Origin of the sequence: Chryseobacterium sp. sg2396, assembly GCF_042610505.1 — a bacterium.
In the GTDB taxonomy this organism is placed as follows: domain Bacteria; phylum Bacteroidota; class Bacteroidia; order Flavobacteriales; family Weeksellaceae; genus Chryseobacterium.
In genome coordinates, this window is the sequence record NZ_JBHGAQ010000041.1 from 1 (window position 1) to 4,409 (window position 4,409).

At 34.9% G+C, this 4,409-nt stretch carries 5 protein-coding genes and 1 pseudogene; 1 reads left to right on the forward strand and 5 read right to left on the reverse strand.

Annotated elements, in window-relative coordinates:
* Positions 1-563: 563 nt before the first annotated feature.
* The 3 genes and pseudogenes from ACED20_RS20920 to ACED20_RS20930 form a co-directional block, all read right to left on the reverse strand.
* A complete protein-coding gene (locus tag ACED20_RS20920) occupies positions 564-1,097 on the reverse strand; it encodes a hypothetical protein (protein ID WP_378106668.1) in 534 nt (177 codons plus the stop codon).
* A 146-nt stretch (positions 1,098-1,243) separates the two neighbouring features.
* Positions 1,244-1,897 (reverse strand): hypothetical protein, encoded by a 654-nt coding sequence (locus tag ACED20_RS20925; protein ID WP_345767361.1) that lies wholly within the window; start codon positions 1,895-1,897, stop codon positions 1,244-1,246.
* A 73-nt stretch (positions 1,898-1,970) separates the two neighbouring features.
* Positions 1,971-2,162: pseudogene (locus ACED20_RS20930) on the reverse strand (RHS repeat-associated core domain-containing protein); the annotation flags it as partial.
* Positions 2,163-2,215: 53 nt separating this feature from the next.
* Between ACED20_RS20930 and ACED20_RS20935 the strand changes: the two are divergent.
* Positions 2,216-2,587 carry a helix-turn-helix transcriptional regulator gene (locus ACED20_RS20935; protein WP_345767360.1) on the forward strand — a complete coding sequence of 124 codons (372 nt, stop codon included), beginning with the start codon at positions 2,216-2,218 and terminating at the stop codon, positions 2,585-2,587.
* A 284-nt stretch (positions 2,588-2,871) separates the two neighbouring features.
* Here the strand turns inward: ACED20_RS20935 and ACED20_RS20940 are convergent, their stop codons facing one another.
* Together ACED20_RS20940 and ACED20_RS20945 are read right to left on the reverse strand one after the other, a co-directional pair.
* Positions 2,872-3,369, reverse strand: a complete 498-nt coding sequence (locus ACED20_RS20940) for a hypothetical protein (RefSeq protein WP_345767359.1) — start codon at positions 3,367-3,369, stop codon at positions 2,872-2,874.
* A 5-nt stretch (positions 3,370-3,374) separates the two neighbouring features.
* The coding region (locus tag ACED20_RS20945) for an RHS repeat domain-containing protein (RefSeq protein WP_378106671.1) at positions 3,375-4,409 on the reverse strand (1,035 nt) is incomplete at its 5' end.

A 4,409-nucleotide genomic window follows, 5' to 3' on the forward strand; every position in this document is an offset into this window, starting at 1 on the left:
GTATTTTGCTGCGACTTCTTTACCCGGAAACTGCACCGGATTAGGTGTCGTTATTCCTTCCTTTTCGTTGTATTTAATTTTATAGGAAAACAGTTTCCCGCCCAGATCCGGAACCGGCATCTGATCCCGGTTTATCCAGGTCATCCAGCCGCGGATGTTGTAAGTATAATCAATACTCTGCAGGCTGTTGCCAACGGTTTTATTCTTTAGCTGTGAGAGTTCATTATACGTATTTTCAGCCAGAAGTACTTCAGGCTGATTATCTACTTTATGGTAATGCTGAAGCAGCCTGTTCTGGCTGTCATAGACAAATCTTTCCTCGAGTGTTACCCCGATTTCGCCCTGCTTTCTTAAATGATATGTATTAGTTTTTTTTACTACCCCTGCAAAATCAAGCTCGGTTTCGGTCTTGGTATATCCGCCCAGATGGTTGGTTGTTTTAGTATCGATCTATCTTCCAATCGAATTGAATAACAAAAAAGAATCCGTTTCTTTTTTTGGTTGTGAAACGGATTCTTATTGCCTGCCACACGATATAATCGTACGCGAGCGGGGCAAAAATACTAAAAATCATTTTTTTTCCATAATACAGGAGGATCATAGATCACATCTCTAATAGTTTTATTTTTAATTGTATCAAATAAGGTTTCTCCTTCCACATATACATTTTTGTTGTCATGAGAAAAAGTATATATTGAGTATGCTTCACCAGTTTTACTATAAAAAATCCATGGTCCTCTTTTTAGAAATAGATTTTTATCTTTATAAAAATCTATTTCTCCCTCACTTGCAATTTTTCCATTATTAAAATAAATTTTTGTAGTAAAGTGATTGGGTGCTTTATGCAAATATGAGTAGCTATTTATTTTTTGATTCGGATAGTAATGATAAATTTTAATTACCATACCGTTGTTATAAATATACTTACTATCCAATTTCCCATTTTTATCATATACTTCAGAACTTACTAATCTTCCTTTACTGTATATCGCTTTTGTATCAGTATCTTCAGCTCTAATCCACTCAGTATAGTTTTCTTTCTTACAAGATTGTAAAAAAAGAATGATTATCCCGACCATAAAAATTAAGTTCTTCATATTATCTTCTTTTAGATTTTAGCACACTATCAACTTTTGATTTTACATATGGATTTGAAATCTCATCATAATTATTTCCTGTGTGCCAGTTTTGATATATATTTCCAGTTTTTGGTACTTTAAACTGCATTATGGTATCTTTATCATCAAATGGTACGGTTGGCACTAATAATTGTATCTTTATTAAGAGTTTTATTCTTTCCTTTAAATTCTGAAACAGCCAAGTCAACTAATGACATTACATCTACCATAGTATTCATCAAGATACTCTTTAAGTTTGGATCACTTTTGTCTCCTCTACTTAAACCGTTGATAATTCCTCCGAAATATCCATCAACATTAACCATTTTATCTATATCTCCTCTAAAAAAAGGATTGCTATATGGTTCAATAGGAGCAGCCCCACCAAGATTTGAATAAAAATCACCACCTTCATTACCTAAATGTGATAGCCATTTATTAAAGTCAAAGGATCCTCTTCCTTTTACATATATTCCACCATCAGTCGTTGTTGCTCCTGAAAAAACTTCTTGTGTAGAATTATCTGTATATGTCCCATCAGCATTTAAAGAATAAGATGCAGATCCATCCTTTACTTGACCTGTTTGTGCTACACCATAGACATTTGTATAATCTGCATCCAATGCTTCCTGGATTGTATTAATATCGGATCTATATGTTAAGGTTTGGTGTCCATCCTCAAACATTTGATGTATCCATCCTTTTCCTTCTCTTCCATCCGGATCAATAAATCGTATAGGATTATTGAAAGCGTAGTTATATGGGCTGAATCTTGTCATCTTCTCCGCCAACGGATCTANATGTTAAGGTTTGGTGTCCATCCTCAAACATTTGATGTATCCATCCTTTTCCTTCTCTTCCATCCGGATCAATAAATCGTATAGGATTATTGAAAGCGTAGTTATATGGGCTGAATCTTGTCATCTTCTCCGCCAACGGATCTACCACACCCCATCTTCCGATATCCGCCATATAAAATCTCGCCCCATAATCATACATCCCGGTTTCCTGAAGCTCCTTACCGTTGTACTTGTAATTCTTATACGAACCCGCCCCANTGTTCTTATTTAGTAAATTCGCTGTATAATTCTTTCACTATGAAGATAGGCGACAACTTAAAAAAACTCCGTGAGAGCAAAGGTTTAACACAGCAGGAGATGGCTGATCTGATGCATACACACAGAACAGGATACTCTAAAATGGAAAACAACCAACAGGATATTCCTGTCGATAAATTGGTTTTTGTCGCTAAACATTTCGGGATTGCCGTAGATGATATTATTTTCTTCAATGAAAAAAACAATGTTCCCAATGAGGTTTCTATGGAAGATACCGCAGTTCTGGAACAGTTAAAACTTATCAATGAACTTGATGCCGAAGAAAAAAACATTCTTCTAAAACTAATCGAAACTTTCGTTTCTAAAAAACGATTTAAAGATTATTTACAGAAAAATATTGCTACGCTATAGTTTTGTTTTGTAACACAAAACGAAACAACTTTATAAAACACATAACCCACCGCTTTGCGGTGGGTTATTTATTGTTGCTCACGGATTACAAATCCGCGAGATCGGGTAACTACCATTTGAATTTAACTGCGTTGTAGTACCATCGTAAGCTGTGTAAGTTCCTGATTTCCCAAGATAAGTTTCATTTTCTCCTGCTGTTGCCTGACTTGTAGCATTTGGATTCCAATAAACACTATTTGTTTGTCTATTATATACCCAATCCTCATTCTGCATTCCATCGGGGTTTAAAAGCCTGATTTCCAAAGAAAATCATTGATAGCTATTTCACTTATATAAAAATCATCGGGATGCAGAATAAATCCATTTTGTTTTTTCAATTTTTCTATTGCTTTTTCAGCCATCTCTTCTGAAGAAAAAACACCTATAAATCTTTCATCATCTAAATATCTATTAATAGTGTAGCTATGATTAACACTAAAAATTGAATCCAAATTCAACTCTTTTACAGATAAATCACTATCATCTATTAAATCACTTTCTAAAAGATAATCTCTTCCAATCTCCCCAATAGAACTTTCAAATCCATTTTCCCAATGTATTTTATTAATGATAAATTTATTAATGATAAAATTATTGGGATAGAGATCAAATCCAGGTAGTTTTAGAGCTTCTGATTTTAATTTTTCAACATTTTCTATGGTATCACAAAATCCCAAAATTTTAGTATCCTTCAGTGAATCATCTGAATAAGTATGATCAAGGATATATATAAAATATTGCATAATCATTATTTTTTCTTTACTTCAAATCCCCTATCTCCCCATTTCTTAATTTTGTTAAATTCAGAACCAGGTCCTTTACTTGCTTTGCCTTTATTCCATTCCCCTTTACCATACTGTCCATTTAACAACCTTTCCGCAAAAGTTTTTCCGTCTTCATCTACATAAGGAGCTTCTCCTTGTTCTTTAGCCCAAGACGGAACGTCCTTTGCAGCCTCTTTTCCTGTTTTTCCACTAACAGGTACTTTTTTCTCCTTCGGTACATCCTGACCATTCACATCTTTATCTTCATCAGATTCTGTATTCATCGTTTGAGGAGAATGCATCATCGGATCTATTTGTATTCCATGCTGGATTGGCAAAGGAGTATTAAAAATATCATCAATAATTAACTTTGAAAATACAGCTAATAAAATAAATAATCCTACACCAGATTCAGATGATCCTGCTCCTACTGTAATCGCTGCAGCATTAATGCCTGAATTACCTCTTGTTGCTACTTCATCAATATCAGTAAATTTATTTCCTCCCTCTAAAAGTTGTACCGTAGCTCCTTCAACTCTATAACTTCCTGTTTTTCCTACATAGCTCCAACCATTAGGAGTATTTTCAGGTCCTGTAACGTTAGGATCCCATCTATATCCTCCGTTTCCATTGGTAATCCAATCAGATAGTTTTTCTCCCTGCATTCCTGTAGGATCCCAAAAATTAATTGGATTGTTCCAAACATAACTGTAAGCTTCGTGGGTGTACTGGCTTCTTGGGTCTATCACCCCCCATCTTCCGATGTCAGGCATATAAAATCTCGCACCATAATCATACATTCCGGTCTCTTGCAACTCTTTCCCGTTGTACTTGTAATTCTTATAAGATCCCGCTCCAAAGAAAGCATTGCCACTCTTCAGATGGTTCATCCCGAAAGGATAATAATCATTTACATCTACCAGTTCCAGATTACCTGCGCTGTTTCTTCCAAAGCTTACCCGGGCATTTCCCAAATGGTCTTTGTACTGGTAAATATACTGATCTTTTTTATAATCGTA

Bases quoted from the DNA above. Each gene is read 5' to 3' on its own strand.
- ACED20_RS20920 (WP_378106668.1), bottom strand. From the start codon at position 1,097: ATGAAGAACTTAATTTTTATGGTCGGGATAATCATTCTTTTTTTACAA.
- ACED20_RS20925 (WP_345767361.1), bottom strand. From the start codon at position 1,897: ATGACAAGATTCAGCCCATATAACTACGCTTTCAATAATCCTATACGA.
- ACED20_RS20935 (WP_345767360.1), top strand. From the start codon at position 2,216: ATGAAGATAGGCGACAACTTAAAAAAACTCCGTGAGAGCAAAGGTTTA.
- ACED20_RS20940 (WP_345767359.1), bottom strand. From the start codon at position 3,369: ATGCAATATTTTATATATATCCTTGATCATACTTATTCAGATGATTCA.